This window comes from Chromobacterium sp. ASV23, assembly GCF_016428945.1.
GTDB classification, from domain to species: domain Bacteria; phylum Pseudomonadota; class Gammaproteobacteria; order Burkholderiales; family Chromobacteriaceae; genus Chromobacterium; species Chromobacterium sinusclupearum.
The window spans coordinates 35763-58452 of the sequence record NZ_JAELTR010000026.1 but is presented as its reverse complement, the minus strand read 5'-3'; the positions used below and the strand labels follow the sequence as shown (position 1 = coordinate 58452).

The 22690-nt window shown below is 60.8% G+C and carries 27 protein-coding genes; 13 read left to right on the top strand and 14 right to left on the bottom strand.

What is annotated here, in order from left to right:
* The 3 genes from JHD59_RS12320 to JHD59_RS12310 all read left to right on the top strand — a co-directional run.
* A partial coding sequence (locus JHD59_RS12320) for a Na+/H+ antiporter NhaC family protein (protein ID WP_304491596.1) occupies window positions 1-237 on the top strand: 237 nt, incomplete at its 5' end.
* A 10-nt stretch (window positions 238-247) separates the two neighbouring features.
* Complete coding sequence (locus tag JHD59_RS12315; RefSeq protein ID WP_103318122.1) at window positions 248-466, top strand: SlyX family protein; 219 nt, start codon at window positions 248-250, stop codon at window positions 464-466.
* A gap of 285 nt (window positions 467-751) precedes the next feature.
* On the top strand, window positions 752-1258 hold the full coding sequence (locus JHD59_RS12310; RefSeq protein ID WP_103318087.1) for a hypothetical protein: 507 nt from the start codon (window positions 752-754) through the stop codon (window positions 1256-1258).
* A 52-nt stretch (window positions 1259-1310) separates the two neighbouring features.
* Here the strand turns inward: JHD59_RS12310 and JHD59_RS12305 are convergent, their stop codons facing one another.
* Together JHD59_RS12305 and JHD59_RS12300 are read right to left on the bottom strand one after the other, a co-directional pair.
* Entirely contained in the window at window positions 1311-1889 is a 579-nt protein-coding gene (locus tag JHD59_RS12305) for a GNAT family N-acetyltransferase (RefSeq protein ID WP_233164051.1), read from the bottom strand.
* Between the two features lie 19 nt (window positions 1890-1908).
* Window positions 1909-2820 (bottom strand): DMT family transporter, encoded by a 912-nt coding sequence (locus JHD59_RS12300; protein WP_199154450.1) that lies wholly within the window; start codon window positions 2818-2820, stop codon window positions 1909-1911.
* A gap of 53 nt (window positions 2821-2873) precedes the next feature.
* Here JHD59_RS12300 and dapC point away from each other — a divergent pair, with 53 nt between their 5' ends.
* From dapC to JHD59_RS12255, 9 genes are all read left to right on the top strand, one after another.
* Entirely contained in the window at window positions 2874-4079 is a 1206-nt protein-coding gene (gene dapC / locus JHD59_RS12295) for a succinyldiaminopimelate transaminase (protein ID WP_199154449.1), read from the top strand.
* 75 nt (window positions 4080-4154) lie between these two features.
* The gene (dapD, locus tag JHD59_RS12290) at window positions 4155-4976 is read left to right on the top strand and encodes a 2,3,4,5-tetrahydropyridine-2,6-dicarboxylate N-succinyltransferase (protein ID WP_103318081.1); all 822 of its coding nucleotides are present in this window, start codon (window positions 4155-4157) and stop codon (window positions 4974-4976) included.
* Window positions 4977-5322: 346 nt separating this feature from the next.
* The gene (locus JHD59_RS12285) at window positions 5323-6141 is read left to right on the top strand and encodes an ABC transporter ATP-binding protein (RefSeq protein WP_199154448.1); all 819 of its coding nucleotides are present in this window, start codon (window positions 5323-5325) and stop codon (window positions 6139-6141) included.
* On the top strand, window positions 6134-6919 hold the full coding sequence (gene mlaE, locus JHD59_RS12280) for a lipid asymmetry maintenance ABC transporter permease subunit MlaE (RefSeq protein ID WP_043626820.1): 786 nt from the start codon (window positions 6134-6136) through the stop codon (window positions 6917-6919). Before JHD59_RS12285 ends, mlaE begins: the two co-directional genes overlap by 8 nt.
* A gap of 11 nt (window positions 6920-6930) precedes the next feature.
* Complete coding sequence (mlaD, locus tag JHD59_RS12275) at window positions 6931-7407, top strand: outer membrane lipid asymmetry maintenance protein MlaD (RefSeq protein ID WP_199154447.1); 477 nt, start codon at window positions 6931-6933, stop codon at window positions 7405-7407.
* An 86-nt stretch (window positions 7408-7493) separates the two neighbouring features.
* Window positions 7494-8126: a phospholipid-binding protein MlaC gene (locus JHD59_RS12270; RefSeq protein ID WP_199154446.1), complete on the top strand. Its 633-nt coding sequence runs from the start codon at window positions 7494-7496 to the stop codon at window positions 8124-8126.
* The gene (locus tag JHD59_RS12265; RefSeq protein WP_199154445.1) at window positions 8126-8413 is read left to right on the top strand and encodes a lipid asymmetry maintenance protein MlaB; all 288 of its coding nucleotides are present in this window, start codon (window positions 8126-8128) and stop codon (window positions 8411-8413) included. Before JHD59_RS12270 ends, JHD59_RS12265 begins: the two co-directional genes overlap by 1 nt.
* Window position 8414: 1 nt before the next feature.
* The gene (locus JHD59_RS12260) at window positions 8415-9239 is read left to right on the top strand and encodes a VacJ family lipoprotein (RefSeq protein WP_199154444.1); all 825 of its coding nucleotides are present in this window, start codon (window positions 8415-8417) and stop codon (window positions 9237-9239) included.
* 183 nt (window positions 9240-9422) lie between these two features.
* Window positions 9423-9761 carry a zinc ribbon domain-containing protein YjdM gene (locus JHD59_RS12255; RefSeq protein ID WP_199154443.1) on the top strand — a complete coding sequence of 113 codons (339 nt, stop codon included), beginning with the start codon at window positions 9423-9425 and terminating at the stop codon, window positions 9759-9761.
* A gap of 62 nt (window positions 9762-9823) precedes the next feature.
* Here JHD59_RS12255 and JHD59_RS12250 read toward each other — a convergent pair whose 3' ends face one another.
* From JHD59_RS12250 to JHD59_RS12240, 3 genes are all read right to left on the bottom strand, one after another.
* Window positions 9824-10864 (bottom strand): LuxR C-terminal-related transcriptional regulator, encoded by a 1041-nt coding sequence (locus tag JHD59_RS12250; protein WP_199154442.1) that lies wholly within the window; start codon window positions 10862-10864, stop codon window positions 9824-9826.
* A gap of 128 nt (window positions 10865-10992) precedes the next feature.
* The gene (locus JHD59_RS12245) at window positions 10993-12174 is read right to left on the bottom strand and encodes an MFS transporter (RefSeq protein ID WP_199154441.1); all 1182 of its coding nucleotides are present in this window, start codon (window positions 12172-12174) and stop codon (window positions 10993-10995) included.
* 243 nt (window positions 12175-12417) lie between these two features.
* Window positions 12418-13629: a serine hydrolase gene (locus tag JHD59_RS12240; protein WP_199154440.1), complete on the bottom strand. Its 1212-nt coding sequence runs from the start codon at window positions 13627-13629 to the stop codon at window positions 12418-12420.
* Window positions 13630-13743: 114 nt separating this feature from the next.
* On the opposite strand from JHD59_RS12240, the gene JHD59_RS12235 reads away from it, so the two are divergent.
* Window positions 13744-14646 carry a LysR family transcriptional regulator gene (locus JHD59_RS12235; protein WP_199154439.1) on the top strand — a complete coding sequence of 301 codons (903 nt, stop codon included), beginning with the start codon at window positions 13744-13746 and terminating at the stop codon, window positions 14644-14646.
* An 84-nt stretch (window positions 14647-14730) separates the two neighbouring features.
* Here JHD59_RS12235 and JHD59_RS12230 read toward each other — a convergent pair whose 3' ends face one another.
* From JHD59_RS12230 to JHD59_RS12190, 9 genes are all read right to left on the bottom strand, one after another.
* Window positions 14731-15102 (bottom strand): antibiotic biosynthesis monooxygenase, encoded by a 372-nt coding sequence (locus JHD59_RS12230; RefSeq protein WP_199154438.1) that lies wholly within the window; start codon window positions 15100-15102, stop codon window positions 14731-14733.
* A gap of 62 nt (window positions 15103-15164) precedes the next feature.
* Window positions 15165-15755 (bottom strand): flavin reductase family protein, encoded by a 591-nt coding sequence (locus JHD59_RS12225; RefSeq protein ID WP_199154437.1) that lies wholly within the window; start codon window positions 15753-15755, stop codon window positions 15165-15167.
* Complete coding sequence (locus JHD59_RS12220; RefSeq protein WP_199154436.1) at window positions 15755-16924, bottom strand: LLM class flavin-dependent oxidoreductase; 1170 nt, start codon at window positions 16922-16924, stop codon at window positions 15755-15757. Before JHD59_RS12220 ends, JHD59_RS12225 begins: the two co-directional genes overlap by 1 nt.
* A gap of 72 nt (window positions 16925-16996) precedes the next feature.
* A complete protein-coding gene (locus JHD59_RS12215) occupies window positions 16997-17878 on the bottom strand; it encodes a DUF6282 family protein (protein WP_199154435.1) in 882 nt (293 codons plus the stop codon).
* Complete coding sequence (locus JHD59_RS12210; protein WP_199154434.1) at window positions 17875-18624, bottom strand: alpha/beta hydrolase; 750 nt, start codon at window positions 18622-18624, stop codon at window positions 17875-17877. The genes JHD59_RS12215 and JHD59_RS12210 overlap by 4 nt, the downstream gene beginning before the upstream one ends.
* A gap of 49 nt (window positions 18625-18673) precedes the next feature.
* A complete protein-coding gene (locus JHD59_RS12205) occupies window positions 18674-19648 on the bottom strand; it encodes a nitronate monooxygenase family protein (RefSeq protein WP_255521391.1) in 975 nt (324 codons plus the stop codon).
* Window positions 19649-19681: 33 nt separating this feature from the next.
* Entirely contained in the window at window positions 19682-20389 is a 708-nt protein-coding gene (locus tag JHD59_RS12200) for an RraA family protein (protein WP_199154432.1), read from the bottom strand.
* Window positions 20389-21570 (bottom strand): isocitrate/isopropylmalate dehydrogenase family protein, encoded by a 1182-nt coding sequence (locus JHD59_RS12195; protein ID WP_199154431.1) that lies wholly within the window; start codon window positions 21568-21570, stop codon window positions 20389-20391. The genes JHD59_RS12200 and JHD59_RS12195 overlap by 1 nt, the downstream gene beginning before the upstream one ends.
* Entirely contained in the window at window positions 21570-22571 is a 1002-nt protein-coding gene (locus tag JHD59_RS12190; RefSeq protein ID WP_199154430.1) for a hypothetical protein, read from the bottom strand. Before JHD59_RS12190 ends, JHD59_RS12195 begins: the two co-directional genes overlap by 1 nt.
* Between the last annotated feature and the right edge of the window lie 119 nt (window positions 22572-22690).

Genomic DNA, 22690 nt, shown 5'->3' with positions numbered 1-22690 from the left:
TATGTGCCGCTGTGCGCGCACCTGGGCTTCTCGCCGCTGGCCACCGTGGCCATCATCGGCACCGCTGGCGCCTTGGGCGACGCCGGTTCGCCGGCATCGGACTCCACCATGGGGCCGACCTCCGGCCTGAGCCTGGACGGCCAGCACGACCACATCCGCGACACCGTGCTGCCCACCTTCCTGCATTTCAACCTGCCGCTGATGGCGGCGGGCTGGATCGCGGCCATGGTGTTGTAGAATGGCGGGCATGGACACCAATACCGAAAACCGCGTCGAGGCGCTGGAAGTGCGCCTCGCCTTCCAGGACGAGCTCTTGGACGCGCTCAACGCCACCGTCGCCCGCCAGCAGAAGGAAATCGACCTGCTGCAACAGCAGATCCGCCTGCTGTACCAGCAGTTCAGAAGCGCGCAGCCGGACGACGGCCCCGCCACCTCGCTGCGCGACGAAATCCCGCCGCACTATTGAGCAGGCAGCGCCGCCATCCGCGGCGCGGCAACACTCAAGCCTTATATCAAAAAATGAATAGCTATTGAAACAGGATTTCAATACTGAAGATTTTTATAGCATTTAATTCTCAAAATACACCTAACCTATCTGGCAGTATCTCCTCCGCTCCCCCCAGGCTATCCTGGCCCTGCCTGATCGACGCCAATCGATCCACTCCTGCAGGATGGCAAACATGAAGGCTAGCGATACGCATACCCGGGCAACACGCATTTCCTGTCACTCAACCCATTCAGGAGCGCAGAAATGAGCCAGATCACCGCAGTGAACGTCCCGGCCAAACAGGCCATCGAAGCCAGCAACGAAATCATCAAACAGTTGAAGGACTATCAGTCCAAGAACTGGGCCATCGGCCTGAACGGCGACACCCTGGCGCCGGACGGCTTCCTGTCCTTCTTCACCGAGCGCAACCTGCCGTTCTCCTACTATGTGCGCGCCAAGGGCGTCAGCGTGGGAGAGCCGACCGCCTATCAGACCAACATCGACACGCTGAACCACTACATCGCGCTGATCCGCAGCGCCGAGGGGCTGGCCGTGCATGGCGTGATCGAGCAGCTGAACCGCTACAAGGCCAACAACTGGGCGATTGGCCTGAACGGCACCACGCTGCAGCCGGATGATTTCCTGCCGTTCTTCGATACCCGCGCCGTGCCGTTTGCGTACTACGTGCGCAGCGGCGGCGTCGAACTGGGCTCGCCGGCCGCCTACGAGGCCAACATCAAGGCGCTGCAGCAGTATCTGAGCAGCCTGTAAGCCTCGCCGCTACCGCCTGGCCGGCAGCACGCCGGGCGGGCGGTTTTCCATTTCATCCCTCCCGCCTGCGCCGCCGCGACACCAGCGCCTCGATATTCTTGCGCCCGATCAGCTGGACCGGCTCAGGCATCGCCGGCTTGTTTTCCTCCCCCAGCCACTTGTACATCACCAGGCAGTCCACCAGCCCTTGCGTCGCATGGCGATAGGCGCGCGGCAACCGGCCGACGATGTCGAAACCCATCTTCTGCCACAGCGCCACCGCCGGCGCATTGCAGGCCACCACGCTATTGAACTGCAGGGCCAGAAAGCCGCGCGTCCGCGCGCGCTGCTGCGAATGCTCGCACATGGCGCGGGCCACGCCCTTGCCGCGCGCGGCCGGCGACACCATATAGCCGCAATTGCCGACATGCCCACCCGGGCCTGCGGCATTGGGTTTCAGAAAATAGCTGCCCAGGATCTCCCCCTGCTCCTCCACCAACCAAGTCTCCAGCGGCGTTTCGCACCACAGCAGGCGGGCGCTTGCTTCGTCCATCTCGGGATCGAAAGCATAGGTTTCGCGCGCGGCCACGATGTCGCGGAATATCGGCCAGAACGCCGCGAAGTCCTGCGGCGCCATCAGTCTGATCTGCATCTTGTCTCCAGTCTTCATGTCATGGCGCGGTTTGCGGGCGGGAATGCGGCGCGGGCTGCGTCATCTTGCCGGACAGCAGGCTGGCGCCGGCGATCAAGGCGCCGCCGAACCACTCCTGCAGCGTCATCGCTTCGCCGGCCAGCAGATAGGCCGATATCGCGGCGAACACCAGCTCCATCAGCATCAACGTCATCGCCTGCGTCGCCGGCAGGATGGACACGCCATTTTGCGAAATCACGCTGGTGCACAGCAACACCACCCCCAAAATGGCCAGCACCAGCCAGCTCTGCGGCGGGATGGTCAACATGCTGGCCAGCTCGCCGCTCTGGAACAGGCTGGCCGCGCCAAAAAACGCCACGCCGAACCAGATGGTCGCCGACTTCACCGCGATCGGAATGGTGTGCAGCCTGCGGCTGACCACGTTGCCGAAGGCGAAAGCCATGCCGCCTGACAACGCCAGCCATTCGTAACCCTGCGTCAACGGCAAGGCGCCGGACAACAACCCAGGCCGGTAGAGGAACACAAAGCACCCCAGCAGCGACAGCGCCACCACCAACCAGCCGCTTCGGGTCAGCTTCTCATGCAGCAATAATCGCGAAAACAGCGCTGTCCACAGCGGCGACAAGTAAAACAACAGCAGCACGCGCATCACCTGCCCCTCGGCCACAGCCATGGTGTAGCTGAAGTTGCACCAGCCGAATACCAACATCAGCAACAACAGGGACGGCTGGAAACGGAACTGCCGCCGGTACAGCTTGAAGAACAACGTCACGCCCAGGGCGATGGTGATCAGATACGTTCCCAAGGAGGCCATCGGCACGCTGACGCCCTGTTGGCTGAGGCTGCGGAACGGGTACCACATCAGCGCCCATACCAGCGCCGTGGTGAGGATGCCGGAAGTGGCGAGAAATTTTTGTTTTACAGGTGTCATCGCTGTTCTTAAGATGGTCGATTGCCGTGCCGAATTTTTGATGGAGAGACGCCTTGAACCCCCGCCTGGCCCAATTGCATCCGTACCCGTTCCAAAGGCTGGCCGCGCTGCTGGCTGGCGCCGAGCCGCCATCCGAGCTGCCGCACATCAGCCTGGCCATGGGCGAGCCCAAGCACCCGGCGCCGCAGTTGGTGAAGGACGCGCTGTGCGCCAATCTGGCCGGCTTGTCCGGCTATCCGGCCACCCAGGGCTCCCCGGCCTTGCGCCAGGCCTGCGCCGCCTGGGCCGAGCGCCGCTATGGCGTGGCGCTGGACCCGGCGCGCCAGGTGCTGCCGGTCAACGGCAGCCGCGAGGCATTGTTCGCGCTGACGCAGTGTTTGATCGACGCCAGCGGCGGCGACAAACCGGTAGTGATCTCTCCCAATCCTTTTTACCAGATTTACGAGGGCGCGGCACTGCTGGCCGGCGCCGAGCCGTACTACCTGAACTGCGAGGCGGCGCGTCGCTTTCAGCCAGACTGGGACAGCGTGCCGGACACCGTCTGGCGCCGCGCTCAGTTGGTGATCGTCTGCAGCCCGGGCAACCCCACCGGCGCGGTGATGGGCCTGGCGGACTGGGACAAGCTGTTCGCGCTGTCCGACCGCTACGGCTTCGTGATCGCCAGCGACGAGTGCTATTCGGAAATTTACTTCGAACAGCCCCCGCTGGGCGGCCTGTCCGCCGCGCGCGCGCTGGGCCGCGGCTTGGACAGGCTGGTGATGCTGACCAGCCTGTCCAAGCGCTCCAATGTGCCGGGCATGCGCTCCGGCTTCGTCGCCGGCGACGCGACCATCCTGGAAAAATTCCTGCTGTACCGCACCTATCACGGCAGCGCGATGAGCCTGACGGTGCAAGCGGCCAGCATCGCCGCCTGGAACGACGAGGCGCATGTCGAGTCCAACCGGGCGGCCTATGCCGCCAAATTCGCCGCCGTGCTGCCGCTGTTGGCGCCGGTGCTGGACGTCGCCATGCCCGATGCCGGCTTTTACCTGTGGGCCAAGGTGCCGGACGGCGACGACGTCGGCTTCGCCCGCGCGCTGTTCGAACAAGAACACGTGACGGTGCTGCCGGGCAGCTACCTGGCCCGCGACGCCCACGGCGGCAACCCCGGCCGCGGCTATATCCGCATCGCGCTGGTGGCCGAGACGGCGGAGTGCCTGGCCGCCGCGCATAGAATGGTTGCGTTCTGCCGCAGCCGCCAGCCGGCCAGCTCGGCCTGAGCTTTCGAACCACCCCGACCAGATTGAATGATTTAGATGACGACTTCGATTCACATTGCCAAAGGACTGAACCAGATGCATCCGATCCAAAGCCTGATCGAGCAGGCATTCGAGAAACGCGCCGAAATCACCCCCGCCACCGTATCGCCGGAACTGAAAGCCGCCATCGAGCAGGTCATCGCAGAACTGGACAACGGCCACCTGCGCGTCGCGGAGAAACATGGCGACGAATGGGTGGTGAACCAGTGGGTGAAGAAAGCCGTGCTGCTGTCCTTCCGTATCCGCGACAACGCCGTGCTGGACGACGGCGTCAACCGCTATTTCGACAAGGTGGACACCAAGTTCGCCGAGTGGAGCCAGGCCCGCTTCCAGGAAGCCGGTTTCCGCGTGGTGCCGGGCGCCGTGGCGCGCAAGGGCAGCTTCATCGCCAAGAACACCGTGCTGATGCCGTCCTACGTCAACATCGGCGCCTATGTCGATGAAGGCACCATGGTGGACACCTGGGCCACCGTCGGCTCCTGCGCCCAGATCGGCAAGAACGTGCACCTGTCCGGCGGCGTCGGCATCGGCGGCGTGCTGGAGCCGCTGCAGGCCAACCCGACCATCATCGAGGACAACTGCTTCATCGGCGCGCGCTCGGAAATCGTCGAAGGCGTGATCGTCGGCGAAGGCTCGGTCATCTCGATGGGCGTCTACATCGGCCAGTCCACCAAGATCTACGACCGCGAAACCGGCGAAGTGATGTACGGCCGCGTGCCGCCGGGCTCGGTGGTGGTGTCCGGCAACCTGCCGTCCAAGGACGGCAGCCACAGCCTGTACTGCGCCGTGATCGTCAAGAAAGTGGATGCGCAGACCCGCAGCAAGACCAGCATCAACGAACTGCTGCGCGGCGTGTAAACCGTGGACGGGCTGGCCCTGCCGGCCCGTCATCTCCCCTGCGGCGGCGCCCGCCCGCCGGACACGCTCCGGCCCCCGCTGTCAATCAAACAATGTCAATATTGTTGATGCTGCGTCAATTTTGCACTTGGTAACATAGCTATATTTGGCGCTAAGCCGCCAACGCTATAAAATCCGGCTATTCGCGTACGGAATAGCACGCTTCCATAAAATCGGCCCGCCCGGCGATTGCCGTGTACTTCCTCGCGTCGCAGCTCCGTTCCGCCACCGCGGCGCCAACGGCGGAATTTCGCCGTACCGCTCGGGTCATACAGCGGACTCTCCTTGCAAGCTGTTTGGAAATTTCGTGTCCTCAGACTATTTCATTGAATTCAGGAACGTCAGCTTCGCCTACGGCGACCGGCCCATCCTGAAAAACCTCACTCTCGGCGTGCCGCGCGGCAAGCTGGTTGCCGTCATGGGCGGCAGCGGCAGCGGCAAGACCACGCTGCTGCGGCTGATCTCCGGCCAGATCCGGCCGCAATCCGGCCAGGTGCTGATCGACGGCGTGGACATCGCGCGGATGAGCAAGGCCGACCTGTACCAGCACCGCCGCCGCATGGGCATGCTGTTCCAGTTTGGCGCGCTGTTCACCGACCTCAACGTGGCGGAGAACGTCGCCTTCCCGCTGCGCGAGCACACCAAGCTGCCGGAAAGCATGATCCGCGATCTCGTCACCCTGAAGCTGGAGGCGGTAGGCCTGCGCGGCACCCAAAAGCTGATGCCGGCCGAGCTGTCCGGCGGCATGGCGCGCCGCGTGGCGCTGGCGCGCGCCATCGCGCTCGATCCGCAGCTGATGCTGTACGACGAGCCGTTCACCGGCCTGGACCCGATCTCGCTGGGCGTGATCGCGCTGTTGATCAAGAAACTCAACGACGCGCTCGGCACCACCGCGGTGATGGTGACGCACGACGTGCACAAGTCGCTGGAAATCGTCGATCACGTGCTGTTCGTCGCCGGCGGCCAAGTCATCGCCCAAGGTTCGCCGGAAGAAGTGCGCAACTCCGATTCGCCGTGGGTGCGCCAGTTCGTCAACGGCGAGGCCGATGGCCCGGTGCATTACAGTTATCCGGCCGCCACCGCCCTGGCGGCCGACCTGGGCCTGCAAGGAGGCGCACATGCTTGATTGGATGACTTCGCCGCTGCGCCGCCTCGGCCACCTCACCATCAACGCGGTGTGGCGGCTGGGCTTTATCAGCCGTTTCCTGCTGGCCATCCTGGCCAACAGCGGGCAGAGCCTGCTGCGGCTGCAGCTGACCATCCGCGAGATCTACTTCGCCGGCGTGATGTCGCTGATCATCATCGTGGTGTCCGGCCTGTTCGTCGGCATGGTGCTGGGCCTGCAGGGCTACACCACGCTGGTCAAGTTCGGCTCCGCCGACGCGCTGGGCGCCATGGTGGCGCTGGCGCTGCTGCGCGAGCTGGGACCGGTGCTGGCCGCGCTCTTGTTCGCCAGCCGCGCCGGCAGCGCGATGACGGCCGAAATCGGCCTGATGAAAACCACCGAGCAGCTGGACGCGATGAGCGTGATGGCGGTGGACCCGATCGCCCGCGTCGTCGCGCCGCGCTTCTGGGCCGGCGTGATCTCCATGCCCATCCTGGCCGCGCTGTTCAACGTCGTCGGCGTGTTCGGCGGCTATCTGGTGGGCGTGGTGATGATAGGCCTGGATGCCGGCACCTTCTGGTCGCAGATGCAGGGCAATGTGGACCTGCACTATGACGTGATCAACGGCCTGATCAAGAGCCTGTGCTTCGGCGTGGCCGTCACGCTGATCGCCGTGTTCGAAGGTTACGACGCCAATCCGACCGCCGCCGGCGTGTCGGCCGCCACCACCCGCACCGTGGTCACCTCGGCACTGGTGATCCTGGCGCTGGACTTCGTGCTGACCGCCTTCATGTTCTAGGAAAAAAACGAATGAAACGCTCTACCATTGATCTATGGGTCGGCATCTTTGTCGCATTGGGCATTGCCGCCGTGACCTTCCTGTCGCTGAAAGTGGCTAACCTGACGCCGCAAAGCGCCTCGCAAACGTATGTGGTATACGCCGACTTCGACAACGTCGGCGGCCTGAAGGCGAAGGCGCCGGTCAAGGAAGCCGGCGTGGTGGTGGGCCGCGTGACCGACATCCGGCTCGACCCCAAAACTTACCGCGCCCGCGTGGCGATGAACATCGACAAGCAGTATCTGCTCAGCGACGACGTCAGCGCCTCCATCCTGACCTCCGGCCTGCTGGGCGAGCAGTACATCGGCCTGCAGCAGGGCGGCTCGGAAAACAATCTGGCGCCGGGCGGCATCATCACCATCACCTCCTCGGCCATGGTGCTGGAACAGCTGATCGGCAAATTCATGACCGGCTTTACCGGCAAGGACAACAGCAGCCAGTCGAAATAAACGTCCGGCCTTTGCCGGCCCCCACGCGGCGCCGACGCCATGATTGCGGCCGGCGCCGCAAGATTCGCGAAAATGGAATATTGAAAATGAAAAAGCTATTTACCCTGCTCTGTCTCATGCTCGGCTTGTCTTCCACCTCCGTGCTGGCGGCTTCCGACAATCCGGTTGAAATCATCAAGGACGGCTCGCGCCAGGTGCTGGACATCCTGAAGCAGGACAACGGCAAGAACACCAAGCAAGTCCGCCAGCAAGCCGAAACCGTCGCCGTGCCGCTGTTCGACTTCCCGCGCATGACCGCGCTGGCCGTCGGCCTGGGCTGGCGCCAGGCCACCCCTGAGCAGCGCGACCAGCTGACCCAGCAGTTCCAGACCCTGCTGGTACGCACCTACTCCACCACCATGACCCGCTTCAAGACCGCCCAGGTCAACGTCCAGCCCAATCCGGTCGTCAGCGCCAACGGCAAGGACGCCACCGTCAAGTCCAGCGTGACCCTGCCGGGCAACGCCAACCCGGTGGCCGTGGACTACGTGATGTACAAGAGCGACAAGGGCTGGAAGATTTACAACGTCAGCGTGGAAGGCGCCAGCCTGGTCACCGTGTACCGCAACAGCTTCAACGAGGAGATCCGCAAGACTGGCGTGGATGGCCTGATCAAGCTGCTGCAGGACAAGAACGCCGCGCCGGTTGCCGCCGCGCCCGCCGCCAAGAGCAAAGGCTGATGCTGAACCTTACCGCCCCTGGCGCGGCCAGCCTGTCCGGCCGCATCGACATGGCCAGCAGCGGCGCCGTGCTGGCGCCGCTGGCCAGTTTGGCGGCGCAAGGCCCGCTGCGGCTGGACCTGTCCGGCATCGAAGCCGCCGACTCCGCCGCGCTGGCGCTGCTGCTGGAGGCGCATCGCGTCTCCGCCGCCGCCGGCCATCGGCTGACCTTGAGCGGCGTGCCGGCCGGCCTGTCCTCGCTGGCCAGCCTGTACAATCTTGAACCGCTCATATCCTCCGGAGAGTGACATGCGTCGCGCACGCACCCTTGCCGTCGCCGCCACGTTGTTGCTGGCCGGCTGCGCCAGTAATCCCAGCACCGCCTACGATCCCTACGAGCCGTACAATCGGACGATGTTCACGGTCAACGACAAAGCGGACCAGTGGGTGATCAAGCCGGTGGCACAAGGCTATCAGGCCGTAGTGCCCTCGCCGCTCCGCACTGGCGTCAGCAATTTCTTCGACAACCTGAAGGACGTCTACAGCTTCGCCTTCAACGTGTTGCGCGCCGAACCGGAAAAAGCCGCCAACGACTTCATGCGCGTGGCGATCAATACCGGCTTCGGCTTGTTCGGCCTGCTCGACATCGCCACGCCGGCCGGCCTGAAGAACAACAAGACCACCTTTGGCGACACCTTGGCCGCCTGGGGCTGGAAAAACAGCAACTACTTCGTGCTGCCGTTCTTCGGCCCGTCCACCGTGCGCGACAGCGCCGGCCTGACCACCTCGCTGGCCGGCCCGGGTCCGGAAAAGCTGATCTATCACAATACCAACGAAGCCATCGCCTTCTACAGCGTGTATGGCGTCAGCACCCGCGCCAAGTATCTGGGCGTGGACAATCTGCTGGATACCGCCGCGGTGGACCGCTACAGCTACACCCGCGACGTCTACATGCAGCTGCGCGCCAAGCAGCTGGGGCAGCCTGATCCGACCCAGCCGGCGGACAACCTGAATCTGGACGAGTTGATGGACAGCCCCGGCGGCAAGAGCGACAGCTCCGCTCCGGCGGTTCACGCCGTCGACGGTTCGGCGCCGGCAAGTTCGGTCAAAGCGGCGGCCTCGGCCGCCCAATAAGGCCCGACCGCCCCAGACAAGCGCGCCGCCCCCCAGGACGGCGCGCTGTTTTTTTGCCGCTCATGCCCCGCTCAAACACGCGGACCTGCAGCCCTTGCGCCAGTAAGGTTACAATACCCCGGCCGCCCTGCGCCTTTCGCGCGCGGGCGGCTGTTTTTCATTCTTTATTTGTCAGGAAACACCATGAGCCAATTGCCCGCCTGTCCGCAATGCGGATCGGAATTCACTTATCAGGACGGCGCCTTGTTCGTCTGCCCGGAATGCGCCCATGAGTGGTCCGGCGAGACCGCCGCCGCCGTGGAGGAAACCCGCGTGGTGCGCGACGCCGTCGGCAATGTGCTGCAGGATGGCGACAGCGTCACCGTGATCAAGGACCTGAAGGTCAAGGGCTCGTCGCTGGTGGTCAAGGTCGGCACCAAGGTCAAGAATATCCGCCTGGTGGACGGCGACCACGACATCGACTGCAAGATCGACGGCATCGGCGCGATGGGACTGAAGTCGGAGTTCGTCAAGAAGGCCTGATCCGGCTATGATCGCCGGGCCTCAATGCCTCAGGTGATTAGTTCCTTACGAGCCGAAAACCATCAACGCGCCATCGGCAGTGCCAGCACCATCTTGATCAGCTCGCACTGCCGCTCGATGCCCAATTTCGAATAGATCTGGGCGCGCTGTGTCCTCACGGTGTTGATGGACACGCGTCGGAGCTTGGCGATTTCCGCCGGCTCAATGCCCGCCCCTAGCGCCGATGCCGTCTGCGCTTCACAAGGAGTCAGATCATACAAGTCCTGCAATGCCGAGCGATGGTTGCGATGATGTTCCGGATCATGCAACAACAGCACAGCATGCAGCCCTGCGGCATCAAAAGCGAGCTCCTCCGACTTGGCGCACATCGCCCAAGCAATGTAAGCCTTTCTCCCTGAGGGCCGCTCAATCAATAGCGTCTTGGTCTCGGCATTCATGCCCTGCACCAAAGCTGCACTGTTGTAACCGAAAGACTCGCGGTGGCATTTGATTCTTTGAAAAATCAATTTATCCTGTTGCAGCAACACACCGTCTCTTGACTCGAGTACACGACTCGCTTCGTTATTCATCCTCATCACAAGACCATTACGATCGAGCAGCAGCACCCCCTGCGAGAGTTGATCAAATACAGACAAACTAGCCTTGGCCATTCGCTCCAAGCTCTGCATCCGACCAATAACGCCCTGGACGCAACGGATATGCGGCAACAAGGTTAAAAGTGCCTCCCGATCCATATCAGTATAATTTCCTACTTCCGGCGCTCTGACGAAACTGAGAACACCTATCTCATCATCACTCAGTGGAAACAGACCCAACATCACTTGCAGCGTACTTGGCAGCTCATCCTCTTCATTTAAGCTTAGAAAGCTTACTACCGTATCCCGATCACTCCCCAAGTAACTCTTCATTAAATGATCATAAATACGCCCATCAATATTTTTCTCCATTCCTCTTGAAGCTATCTTGATAAAATTCTGGCTACCTTGGTGAAAAAGAAAAAATACGCCCATGCAGGAGCCTAATAGTTCATTCAACTCCGCCAGCAATTCACACAAGCTTGAAGCACCTTGAGCAATCCCATATATTTTTGACAAAATTTTCATATCCCACCTCACCAACATGTCAATGAAGCAATCAAATAGTTTCCCTGAAACTATAACTCCAGCCAAACCCATTTCGCCTGGTCTTCCCATGCATGCTTGGCTAATTCGCTCAAGCCTCGCCAAAAGCATCAAGCTGCAAGCTGGGTTTTTGCGAGCTCGCCGCGCCGTCCAAAAAACAGCACTCTGACTGTGATCACCAACAAAGCACAGACTGCGAACAGCCATCCACAGAATATGGAACCGGCCATGCCCATATTGGTGATGAACCATCCGCCGGCCAAAGAGCCCAGCGTAACCCCAAGATTGATGAAAGAGATGTAGATCCCGGTGGCAAATTCGGGCGCTTCAGGGGCTTCCGATGTCAACCAGATCTGCGTGACGATCAGGCCGCTGGTATGCGCGCCGCCCCAGAACAACATGATCACGATCATCGGCGCCAGCGTCGCGCTGCCGAACAGCTTCAACACCAGATAGGCAATCGCCAAGACGATGGGGTGCAGAAAAGTCGTGCGCACCATATTGCTGGCGATCATGCGGCCTGCCAATAAATTGCCTGCCACCCCGCCGATGCCGAATACGACCAGCAAGATGCTGATCACTTCCGCCTTTAGACCCGTCTCACGGCCAAGGTATTCGCTGGAATAGCTATAGACGGAAAACATCGCGGCGAATATCAGCATGGATGCGATGATGTTCAGCCAAAGCGGGACTTTTTTCAGTATCGCCAGCTGTTTTCCATACGACGGCTTGGCCGAGACCGCTTGCTCAGGCAGCATGAGAATAATCCCCAACGCCGCCACGAGATTGACCGCGGTGCAAAATAGAAAAGCGGCTTCGTACGAAAAGCGCGCGGCGATCCAGGTAGTGATGGGCACGCCCAAAACCATGCCCATGCTTGTCCCGACGAAAGCCTTGGCCGCCGCCTGCGTCGCATGCTCCTTTTCATACAACGAGGCCGCCGCGACAAAAGCCAATGAGAAATAGACCGGATGAAACAGTGCGGGCAGTATCCTCGACCATGTCAGCACCGCATAAGAGGTGGAATAGGCTGACAGCACGCTGCTCAAGGCGAAAACAATCAGACAGAACACCAGCATCTTCTTCCTGTTGTAATTCGACAGAAAAAGCACCATCACTGGCCCGCAAGCCGCCACGATCAATGCGAATAAGCCAACCAAGGCGCCGGCCTGGGCGATGCTCACGCCAAACCTACTGGTCAGGACAGGCAAGATGCCAACCACGCCAAACTCGATGGTATAGACCCCGAACAAGCCCAAGGCGATGAAAAAGATGGGCGAAATCAATCGCATGCTTATCTCCATTCAGAAAACGAAGCATCGAGAGGCCTGCCTCAGGGCCAGGCCAGCCATCCCCTTATCCCCGCTCCGCCGCTCCGACCACCAGCGGCCAAGGCGGGTTGAACAAGCGAGTGGAAACATTCCCGCCGCTGCCTGACAGGCAAGCCAAGAACAGCCTTAGCGGCGGAGGGGGTCGATGCGGACAATCAGAACCAGGCACGCGCGCAACGTTATGACGCCGCTCGCGCCAGCAAATCATTCCTCGCCATAGACGGCGTTGCACAAGTCCACGGTAAATTGGCCGAACATGCCTTCGAACGCCGTATTTGTGAACGCCACCACGCTCAGCTTGCGCGAAGGGTCGACAAACCATGAATGGCCATACGCGCCGCCCAGGCGCCAGCTGCCCGCCGATTCCGGCGTCTGGGCCAGCTGCGGATCCTTCAGGATGGTGAAGCCCAGGCCAAAGCCGCGGCCGGGCCACGGTGCCAGCTCCAGCCCACCGGCCTGATTGCTCGCCATCTCCGCGACCAAAGCCGCCGGCAGCACATTTCCCCCGCCTTGGCGCAAGGTTTCCAGGAAGTGCAAAAATTCCCCGGCCGTGCCTATCATGCCGGAGCCGCCGGAATGAAAAGCCGACTCGTTAAACGCCCGCCCTGGCGCGAAGCTCAGGCCCTCAGTGCCTTCGAAGACCGGCACCACCTCCAGCTCGCCCATCCGCTTCGGCTCGGGCTCGGCATTGACATAGGCCGCGGCCAAGCGAGTTTGGTCAGGCACGGCAAACGAGGTCTCGCCCATGCCCAGCGGCTCGGTGACCAATACGCGGACCGCGTCAGCAAGCGTGCCCCCAAACACTCTCGCGATCACGGCGCCCAACACATCGGTAGCCAAGGAATAGCCCCAGGCCGTGCCCGGTTCGTACAGCAGCGGCGCGGAAGCGATGCGGCGGATATTTTCTTCCAGACTCAGATCGGACAACTCCATGCCATCCGACACACCAGCGCGCTTATATTCTTCGCCACCCGCCCTCTCCAGGAAGCCGTAAGTCAGCCCCGCGGTGTGCGTCAGCAGATGGCGCACCGTCAGCGCCGCTTCCGCGCCGCCGGCCAGCCGCGGCCGAAATTCCGGCAACCAGCGGCTGACCTCATCTTCCAACGCGAGGCGTCCCTGAGCGACCAGCGCCAGCGCCGCCGCGGACACGATGGGCTTGGACACCGACGCGAGGCGGAACAGCGTGTCCAGCTGCATCGGTGTGCCAGCCTCTCGGTTCGACATGCCTTTCGCCCGCTGATAAACCAGCTTCCCATCTTGTGCGACCAGCACCACCACGCCGACTAGTCTTTTGTCCCTCAACGCCTGCTCAACCACGGTGTCGATGCGGCTGCCCCACCCCCGCTTCCGCAGATCGAATATTTCAGCGGATTTATCATCATTCGTCATAAACATATAAATTTCCGTGCATTTCATTCCCAATCAAGAAATATGTTAACGGAATAAACTATAAAAGATTATTCATGCCATTGAAATAGATTAAGATTCCGATATGAATGGACTAAATAGTCCGGAATGGGAGCATTCGATTTGGACAGCATCAGCGGTTTTGCCATCTTCGTTCTGGTCGCAGAAAGCAGGAATTTCGCTTCCGCAGGCCGTCAGCTTGGAATCTCGTCGTCCGCAGTCGGGAAAAGCGTGGCCAGATTGGAAGAACGCCTTGGCGTCAGGTTGCTGCACCGCAGTACGCGCAGCATAACCATGACTTATGAAGGGGAATTATTCCTCGAACGATGCAAACGCATCCTGTCCGAAGTGGAAGCTGCGAAACAGGAGCTATCTCATGCGGCAGAAGCGCCACGGGGAAAGCTAAGAATCAGCCTCCCACTGGTTGGCGGGCTGTTGAATCCCATTTTGGCCAATTTCATCCACCACTATCCTGAAGTCGAACTCGAACTCGACTTCACCGACCGCCTCTCGGACGTAATAGAAGAAGGCCTGGATGCCGTAATACGCTCCGGCGAACCCAATGACTCCAGATTGATGTCGCGCCGCCTGGGTTCCTTCCGCCTGGCGATTGTAGGCTCGCCGGAATATTTCAAACGAAACGGAGTGCCGGAATCCCCGCAAGATCTGTTAAAGCACAGGTGCTTTCATTATCGCTTCTCCAGCAGCGGCAAGTTCGAGCGCTGGCCATTTCGCAAGAATCCAAACGACCCCGAATTGAAAATACCGGTGTCCATGGTCTGCAATACCATAGAATCCCTTATTTATGCAGCCATCCAAGGCCATGGAATTACCTGTGTGCCGGACTTCTCCATCCGCGATGCTTTACAGAATGGAACGTTACGCACAATTCTCGATGAATACACCGAACATACCGGAACATTCAGAGTATTATGGCCTTCCAATCGGCACATGCCGCCAAAACTGAGGGTGTTTATCAATTTCATATGCGAACACATCCCACTCAGGGATGCCGCATCCACATGACTCAAGCAACTCACTCATATTTGAATGAAATAGCGCCGCAACGCACTGAAAACTGTGGTGCCGCGGCGGTCATAGCCAGAATATTCAAGCTTGCTTGATTTGAGACGGGATATGATCCGTCACCTGATACAGGTGATACTCCCAAATTCCCGCTTCTTTCAATTTATTGTAACGAGATAGAAATTCGCCATCCTGGAACAGGGTCTCAAACTCCGCCTGACTCAACCATTTCGCCTGATTGATCACGGTCTTACCATCCACGCTTTTATACAAGTGGCTCCATTCGAAACTGGGATAATGCTGGGCAACGTAAGTCACCGTCTCACGCAGCACATCCAATGCCAAGTCTTGCTTGCCCTCGTTGACATGCACAACGTTGACCAGAAAGACTTCGGCGCTCTGCTGCCGTTCAACGGATACTTCGGTTTCTTTCACTTGGGCTGCGACTTCAATCATTTCTCTCTCCTGTCCGACATTCTTTTCCGAGACGACACGCTGTCGCCTGTTTCATCCACGCATCACGCATTCAACAAGTGAGAAACCGCCAACTTGCCGTCCTGCCACAGCAACGGCGAAATCTCGTCCTCGACCTCAACCGCCTTGACCTGTCCAATCACGATTTCATGGCTGCCGTAAGTAAAGGTATCGACCACAGCGCAGCACAGCACCGCCTGCGCGTTTTTCAGGCATGGCAATCCGTTCAAACTGGTCCAGTCGCCGTATTCGAAGCGCTCCTGGCCCTTCACCTTGCCGCTGAAGACAGGCACCAGCGGATTGGACTCTACGGTCAGCATGTTGACGGCAAACCTCCCTGCTCGCATCAAGGGATGGAACATGCTGGCCGAATGGTTGACGCAGATAAGAACAGCCGGCGGTTCGGTGGACACCGAGCTCACCGCGGTCGCCACCATGCCGAAGCGCTGGTCCTGCTCTCCGGTCGTGATGATCGACACCGTGGCGGTCAGTCTGCGCATCGCTTTCTTGAAACCCGTCAGGATGGCATCCTGCTGCCCAGTTCCCGCGATGTCGATTCGCTCGCTTCCCAATTTCTCAACCAATGCCGGTCGTACAAGATCGAAAGCCATGCCTGTTTCCTTGATGCTTTTCATCACGCCACCTTGATCAGTGTGGTTTCGGGAGTGAAAGGCGCGCGCAAACCTTCTTGCTCCATCAAGGGGAGCACGTCGCGGACGAAATCTTTCAGCCCGGTGTGATAATCCAGCCAGGTCAGGCAAATTCCGTCCACGCCCAGCTCGGAATAACGCTTGAATTGCTCGACGATCATTTCCGGGGTGCCGATCAGCGGCACCCCGGCGAAACCGGCTTTGATGTGGTAGCGGAACCTTTCCGCTTCTTCGGTAGAGCCGAACATGCCGGTATTGATGCCGAGTTCGCGGGTGATATTGCTGCAAGCCTCGTCATCGCCCATTTGATTGACGTAGTAATCGAGGTATTTTTCCGCCTCCTCCAACGAGTCCCGCTGCACCACGTAGGCGTAACACCAGATTTTCAGATCGCGGCCGAACTCGATGCGCGCCAGATCGCGATAGGAGCGGATCTGGTCCCGGATCGCGTCATCGCCGTCCTCATGCTTGAGAATGAGGTACGCTGCATCGCAATGCTGCGCGCAGAAGCGTTTTCCGCGCGGCGAGCCGCCTGCGTTCATCAGGAAAGGACGGTTTAGCGGCTTGGGGTCGGAAACAGCGTTCGTTAGCGTGAAATACTGCCCGTTGAAATTGAATTCACCCGGATCGCCCCACGCCTTTTGCACAACGTGCAGCCATTCGTCAGCCTGGGCATAGCGGGCTTCGTTATCCAAACTCACGCCATTGAACATGCCCATCTCGGAGGTGAACCAGCCGCAGATCATGTTCAAACCGAAGCGGCCACCGCTGATATGGTCTATCGTCATCGCCTGTTTGGCGGCGAACAAGGGATGCACGGTCGACAGATGGGATGTCGCCATGATGGCGATCTGATCCGTCAGCGCCGCCATGCCGGCCGCCCACGCGTAGGTTTCGTAGGACAGGCCCTCCGGATTGCTTTTCCCGCCGAACCCTCGCCAGCGGCCAACAGGCACCAGCGCCTCCAGCCCGGCGGCGTCGGCCAGCTTGGCCACCTCCAGATTCCCGGTCCAGTCGTTGGCGGCCAATCGCTCCGGCGCCGCGCTGAAGGTGCATCCCCCATCGATATTCAATCCGAAAACGCCCAGCTTCATCTTGTTCTGGCTGACGAATAAGGGGTTCGGCTTTCTATTCAACATCGCTTTCGTAGACATCGTCGCTTCCTTGAAATAATTTCTGTGAGATCAAAATGAGCATCGCAGCGCCAATCCGAGCGGAGAGCCGCCTCATGTCAGCATCTCCAGCGGATTGGCCCTACAAACCTCATCCACCCTTGCGGCGCTCAAGCCGAATTCGTGGAAATATCCCCGGCTCATCTCCAGCCAGGTCGCAATGTCAGGCTGGCTGACCTGCCCCAGGTCGGAGCTGTATATCACCCGGGGCAACGCCGAGAGCACCCGGCTAAAATCCTCCTTGTCCTGGTAGCCCAACAGATACGTCAGCGCAGTCTGTTCGACATACACCATCGGCGCCTGGCCAATGTCCGCCAGATCGTCGGCATTCAGCCCGGTCAGCGGATTGGCAGGCTGATTCAGCATCAGCCTCGGCACATCGAACCTCACCGCCGCGTCCACCAGCCGCAATACTTCGTCGCGGTTGGCATGCCCGGTCGAAATCACGATCGGATAATCCTTGGCCATCCGCAGCACGTCGCAGGCGGCTACGGTCAGGCGGCCATCCTCGCCCGACACGGTCAGCGGCCCGATTTCCTTGTCGCGCAAAATGGAATGGCTGAGGCTCCGCGACAGCCGGCTGTTGTGCTTGCGGCCAGTGACCGTCGGCAAGTGGACTATCAACCTCAAGGGCCCCTCACCGTGCTGGCAAAGCGAGCGTTCCACCACCCTGGTATCTATGCCGCCGGCAATTTCGTTCAGCACAATGGACCCCGAAACCGGCAGTCCTAGCTGCCTCGCCTCCCACGCCTGCGCTGCCGTGCATCCCAGATGGTTTTTCAGCACAACCCAGCCTTCCTCCTGGGCGTAATGCTGAGCCGCACCCACCACGGAATGGCGCCTGATATAGGCATCTGGGCCGGCATGGTAGTGAACGTCGATGAAGGATGCCTTGTGGATGGCGAGCTCGCCGGCCTGGTCTGCTACGCGGATCACAACGCGATCTCCAGATGTTCGCGGACTGCCCGCACTACCCCGTCGGGATCGTCCTGCAAAGGCCGCATGCCCCCGCCCTTCACTTCTAACCGCGCATGTCCGCCATGGTCACCGCATGCCACGTTGACATCCCGCACCAACTGCGACTGCTCTCCGTAGACATGCAACAGCCGTCCTGCATAAGCCCGTATCTGTTCCGTGACATCAATATCGCGTAGCAATCCGAACCCCTGTTCCAGACGCCGGCACTGATTCAATCTGTCTCCCGTGATGTCCTCCATTGGCGACGCAGCTTGCACACCCTCTGGCAGTACATACCGGTTCAACAGCATCAATGCCTCCTCCAGCCTTCTCTGTCCGGCCAAATCCGCCATTGCGCCCAGCCTATAGTTGAGCCGGTCATCTGCCTTGCTAGGAGCGGAAATCAACAGCGCCTTTTTTGCCCGGACGCCTCCCAGTCGGTAAAGCAAAGTTTGGGCAAGACAGCCACCCAAAGCGGAGCCGGCCAGTAATTCGATTTCTCCCAACACTTCCAGCTCACGCGACCATGCGTCGAACAGGCGCGCGAAATCGGCGGGGCCGTCCTCCAACAGAGACAGCGTGTCGAAAATTCTGACCCGGAATCCGGCCGCCACCAATTTCTCCGTCAGCGGAGCGAAAAATTCTCCCTTGTCCCACTCCGGCATCACCGGCGACATCACTACCGCCAGGCGGACGCCACCGCCGTATTCGGCGTATACAGGCATGACCTGTCCCATTTTCCCTCCACTCTCCTCCGCCCCGCGGCGGCTTGATTCAGCTGAAGAATCGTTGCGCGCGGGTCAACTCGGCTTGCGCGCCGGAAACCAGCTCCTCCACGATCCGGCCGGCCGGCTGCACATCGCGCACCAGGTCCACCACCTCGCCCGACCAGATGGCCCGGACATTCAGATCATCGTTGCGCACCGCCTCGACATAAGCGGCGGCGACCTCGGCCGGCGCCGTCAGCAAGTCGCCCTCGCGGCTGGCCCAGACATCGGAAAAATCGTTAGCCAGCGCGCGGCCGCTATACTCCTGCGGCCACTCGATGCCGCGCACCAGATCGAACGCCCGGGTTCTGACCGTATCACCCGCCACCGCCTGCAGCAGGCGCTGCTTGAATGCCGGCGATGGGAGCGCTTCTTCCGCGGCGACCAGCCGGGTTCCCAGCATCACGCCATCGGCACCCAGCGCCAACGCGGCAGCCATGCCCCGCCCGTCGGCGATACCCCCCGCGGCGATCAGCGGCGCTGCAGAACCGACCGCGTCTCGCACCGCCGGGATCAACGGCAACGACGCCCGACGGAGGCTATGGCCGCCTGCTTCGGCGCCCTGCACGATCAGAGCGTCCGCGCCGGCGTCCAGCGCCGCAAGCGCCTGCTCCACCTCGTGCACCTGCACCACCACCTTCGCGCCCTGCTCCCGAATTGGTTTCAGAAACGGCTTGACATCACCGAACGAGAGCGCCACCACATTCGGTCCATAGCTGAGCGCCAGATCCAATAGTTCAAACCGCTTGGCGACGGTGAACATCACCAGCCCCACACCCCACGGCTGTTCCACGTCGGCCATCAGCCCCAGTTCCGCCTTCATCCAGTCTGGATCGCCATAGCTGGCGCCTACTAGGCCCAGACCGCCGGCGCGCGATACCGCCGCGGCTAGGCGGCCGCCGGAGACCCCACCCATAGGGGCCAGCACGACGGGATGCTTGATTCCAAATAATTCGGTTACTGCTGAGTTGAAGCGGGTCATAGTTTGTCCTTACATCTATTAAGTCTCGGTGGCTCACGACTTGACCGCATCCGCGGCCGCGGCGAGCCAAGGCTGATCGTAACGGTACAGGGCGCGCGCTTCGGCCAGTGTGGAGCCCCGCTCCACCTCGGCGATGATTCTGCGCTCGGTCTCCTCCACTGCCTTGGCCCGCCGCACCACTTCGTCGGCCTGGGCGCGGGGAATGACCAGGCAGCCGCTGGCGTCCGCGACGATCAAATCGCCGGGATGCACCGCCACGCCGCCTATCTCCACCGGCACCTGGGTGGCGCTTAGCTGCACGCGGTTCTTGCCCGACTGCATGAAGACCGCCTTGCTGAACAGCGGATAACGAACCTGATTGATGGTGTCGATATCGCGCGCGGCGCCGTCGATGAGCGTGCCGCTGATGTTGCGGCGCACCGCGACATGGGTCAGGATGTCGCCCCAGATCGTGCAATCGGCTCGGCCCGCGTTGCTGGAGACGATGACCGAGCCGGCCGGTACCTGATCGATATAATTCGCAGCGTTCTTGAAGCCTGCCTCGTCGCCCACCGGCTGATAGCGGACGGTGTAGGCGAACCCCACGCAGCGGGTACCAGGCACGCGCTGGACCAGGCCCGGCAATCCACCGGCGATGCCGAGGCTGTCCAGCGCGTCGGACAGGCTCGCTGTGTCCAGTTCGCAGCAGTCACCCAGCAGCTGTTCATCGAGGCTGTTTGGCAGATCCTTGTTGATTTCCATCATTTCTCCTCGTTGAGCGCGAATCCGGACACTAGGCGGCCGGCTGCTTTGTCGGCGCTGCGAGCGATGATCGCCGCCGCCATCTCGCGCGTGGAGGCGTTGCCGCCCAGATCGTAAGTGCGGCACGCGCTGCGGGCGGTCTCGGCCACCGCGGACTGGATCGCCGCCGCTTCGCGGCGATAACCTAGGTGTTCCAGCAACATCGCAATGGTCAGGAACATCGCGCTGGGATTGGCCTTGTTCAGTCCGGCGTAGGCAGGCGCGCTGCCATGCACCGGCTCGAAATAGGCGCCCGCGTCGCCGATGTTTGCGCTGGGTGCCAGGCCCAGGCCGCCCATCACGCCGGCGCCAAGATCGGACAGAATGTCGCCGAACATGTTTTCCGCCACGATCACGCCGAAGCGCTCCGGCCGACGGACCATCCACAACGCCACGGCGTCGACGTTGTCGATGTGATGGGAGATATCCGGATAATCGGCCGCGACCGACTCCAGGATTTCCCTGGCGAATGCGCCGCTATGGCGCAGCACGTTGGGCTTGTCCGCCAGCGTCACCCGGTCGAAACCCTGGCTGCGGGCGTACTCGAATGCGAAGCGGAACAGCCGGCTCAAGCCGTGCCGCGTTTGCAGCCGCACCGACATCGTCGCGTCATCAGGACCGGCACGCCGCCAGGGGGCGCCGCTGGCCTCACGGCCGGACAGCACCGGCTCGAACTCGGCCGGAATCCGCGCGAAGTCCAGCCCCGCGTATAAGCCTTCCGTGTTCTCGCGGATCACGGTGAAACGGTAACGTCCCTCCCCCAGAACATCGGTCACCGGGCGGATATTGGCGTACAGGCCCAGACGCTGGCGCAGTTGGATCACCGGCGATACGAAAGCATGCCCGGTGCCGCGCAACGACAACGGCAGCGCGGCCTCCGCCTCGCGCGGCGGCTTGCTGGTGATAGCGCCCAGCAGAGCCGCGTCGCATGAGGCGATCCGGTCCCAGGTCTCCTGCGGCACCGTATTTCCCTCACGGCGCCAGCATTCCCAGCCAATGTCGGCGAACACCAACTCGCACGGCAAGCCCAAGGCGTCCAACACCGGCAGAGCGGCCTCCATCACTTCGATGCCGATGCCGTCGCCCGGCATCACGCATATCCGATGGCGCGGCACCGCGCGTTGAACCGGAAGCGAGCTCATCAGGCGGCTCCCAGAATCGCGCCCGGGGCATTCACCAAACCGACACCGTGGCTGCCGACCTCCTCGCGCAGCGAGCGCAGCTTCTGGAACCAGGCGCTTTCCGTGGGATTAGGCAGGCTGGCGGCGATTTTCTGCTTCGCGTCGAAGGAGATGTTGTAGGCACCGAGCATGATGTCGATCAGCGGCAACGGCAGGCTGCTGAGTTCGACGTTCTCGGAGGCGTGGGAGGACAATTCGAGAATCTTGACTAAATCATAACCACTTTGCATATTCAGCCGATCCAGATAAGCCACAATCATGCCTAGGTGCAAATTCCCAGCGCCCTTGCCCATGCCACAAATGGAGGCGTCGATGTACTCGGCACCGGCGTCGACCGCGGCAATGGCGTTGGACAGCGCCAGCGTGAGATTGTTATGGGCGTGGAAGCCCAAGGGTAGCCGGGTGCGGGAGCCGATCTTGCCGATTAGCCTTTGTACGTCGGTAGGGATCATATTGCCGTTGGAGTCGGCGAACACAATCAGGTCCGCGCCCGCGTCTTCGGAACGCAATGCCATCGCGCTGATGTCGGCAAACGGCGTCTTTGTGACGTGGGTGATGTTGGAGCTGACCATGAAGCCTAGGCGTTTCGCAGTGGCCAAGGTCTTCATGCTGTTTTCCAGTTGGTCCGGGCGAATACAGACGCGGATCTTGGCCACGCCATGCTCGGCCAACATAACCAGGTCGCTTTCTTCGATGTTCTGCGGGTGCACCATCACGCACAGCTTGGATCGCCCCTGAACGGCCTGTTGCAGCGCGTTGATATACTCACTCGTCACCGAACTGGTCAGCCCATGCTCCTGGCGCTTAGCAAAAGTGCCCTTGCAATAGCCAATCTCGATAAATGGTATGCCGGCTTCGGCCAGATTTTGGGCAGCATGCGCCGCAAACTCAGGAGTAAAGTTGAAATTATTCCGATAACCGCCATCGCGAAGCGTGACGTCGACAAGGTGGATGTTTTTCATAGATCAAGTTCCAATTGGTTAGATATGCTTTAAAAAACTCGGACAACAAGATCAAATAACAACAATAAAATCATTTAGATAAAGCAAAAACTTCTAAATTAAAAATCCACACCAGCACA